The organism is Neobacillus soli NBRC 102451 (assembly GCF_001591665.1).
Classification (GTDB): domain Bacteria; phylum Bacillota; class Bacilli; order Bacillales; family Cytobacillaceae; genus Neobacillus; species Neobacillus soli.
In genome coordinates this window covers 1-1845 of sequence record NZ_BCVI01000038.1, presented here as the reverse complement: position 1 = coordinate 1845, position 1845 = coordinate 1, and the positions used below count along the sequence as shown (strand labels likewise).

Annotated in this window: 3 protein-coding genes; all 3 read left to right on the top strand. The window is 39.8% G+C overall.

Annotated features, from left to right (window positions below; all coding sequences use genetic code 11):
• Window positions 1-134: 134 nt before the first annotated feature.
• The 3 genes from BSO02S_RS13605 to kapD all read left to right on the top strand — a co-directional run bounded on the left by BSO02S_RS13605 (window position 135) and on the right by kapD (window position 1737).
• Window positions 135-401, top strand: coding sequence for a hypothetical protein (locus BSO02S_RS13605; protein ID WP_066068019.1), 267 nt, complete (start codon window positions 135-137; stop codon window positions 399-401).
• Window positions 402-537: 136 nt separating this feature from the next.
• A complete protein-coding gene (locus BSO02S_RS13600; RefSeq protein ID WP_066068016.1) occupies window positions 538-921 on the top strand; it encodes a hotdog fold thioesterase in 384 nt (127 codons plus the stop codon).
• A gap of 192 nt (window positions 922-1113) precedes the next feature.
• Window positions 1114-1737, top strand: coding sequence for a 3'-5' exonuclease KapD (gene kapD, locus BSO02S_RS13595; protein WP_084375024.1), 624 nt, complete (start codon window positions 1114-1116; stop codon window positions 1735-1737).
• The last annotated feature ends 108 nt before the right edge of the window (window positions 1738-1845 follow it).

Genomic DNA, 1845 nt, shown 5'->3' with positions numbered 1-1845 from the left:
GAAAAAGCCGAGTTTGTAATTAAATGGTTAATATAAACCTGATAAGTACCCTTTTCTCTTTAGCCCACTCCAAACCCATCCTTTTCGCATATGCAATAGTGTAGGCAAGTATAGATGAAAAGGAGGTAGGCTGCATGTACCCTTATCAAAGCCCGTACCTTTATCGAAACCCTTACCCGGTCCAGGATCAAAGATTTATAGGCTTATTAGGATGGCCGCTGGCGGTAGGCGGGCTCGGCTTTTTAGGCGGATTAATAGGCGGCGGCTTAGCAGGAGGATTTGTAGCTAGTCGTCCATTTTATGGTGGATATCCGGGAATGGGCTACCCAGGAGTGGGTTACCCGCCAGTGGGTTATCCCGGAATGGGCTACCCGGGAGTTAGACCCCCTTATTATTATTAACAAGGTGAAAAACAGCTCTTACAGCTGTTTTTTTTCGTGCTAGGCTGTACCAAAGATTAGAGGGATAAAAGGAAAATCTCTGAAAGCTGTAGAATAGATTATTAATAACATTAATTACATAAGTGGAGGGATAAAAATGATCAAAGATACATTAATCGAAGCACTCGGTATTGAAATCACCCATGTAGAAGAAGGGAAGGTAATTGCGACAATGCCAGTCGATGGGCGCACCCGCCAACCATACGGTATTCTGCATGGCGGAGCATCAGTAGCTTTAGCAGAGACGGTTGCAAGTGTTGGCGCTTATGAATTGGTCAATAAAGAGACGGAAATAGTGGCGGGGCTGGAAATTAACGCAAATCATGTCCGTTCCAAATCGGAAGGGATTGTTACGGCAGTTGGGACCGTGCTCCATCAAGGAAAAACAACCATGGTTTGGGACATCAAGATAAGCGATGAGCAAGGCCGTCTTATTTGTGTATCAAGATGTACGATGGCAATCATGAAATTAAAAAAGTAAATACTTTGTCAAAATCGGATGGGACTCTTTTCCCATCTTTTTTTCTATAAATTGTTTAAAGATTTGAAAAATTACCATTTAATTCGTGTTATAATGTAATAAATAAAAAAATAGAAAAAAAGCACAATTTTTTGTACAGGTTTCTTTATATAATGGTATTAAGATGATTTAACAGTAAAGGTGGTGAGATTTTTGAGAGCAAGACGGCAACATTTATTTATTGATTTTGAGTTTACAATGCCCGAACGGAATGTTCGAATGAAGGATTTCTTCGCGGAAATTATCGAGGTTGGAATTGTTGCGGTCGTTGATGATCAAGTAACAGAACAGTTTTCATCCTTTGTAACTCCACTAAAATTCCCAAGGTTATCGGAACGCTGTAAATCCTTCTTACATATTTCGCAGCAGCAAGTAGACAAGGGATTATCGATTTTTGAACTTGTGAAGAAATTGGAGCAGTTCAATAAGAATAATTATGAAACAACCATTGTTACTTGGGGAAATATGGATATGAAGGTGCTTCGGCAGAATTGTGTAAAGGCAGGAGTTGCTTTCCCGTTAAAAGCGGCTGAATTAGATCTCTCAATGGAATATAAACGGTTTTTCGGTGACCAAAATCAAACGGGATTATGGAAGGCCGTTCAAGAATATGGCAAAGAAGGGACAGGCCGGCATCACCGGGCACTTGATGATGCACTGACTACCTTTAATATATTCAGGCTTGTTGAAAAGGATAAACGTTATTTGGAAAAACCGGAACCAACGACAATTGGTGACCGGGTTGATTTTTCAAAGCTATTAAATGAATTCGCATAAAAGGCCAAATCATTCAAACTGATTTGGCCTTTATTGTTGTTAAGGAAATAATAAAATAATTTAGTGTGGATAACTTGAAATAGTTATCTGAATCCAGCTCCATCGCCC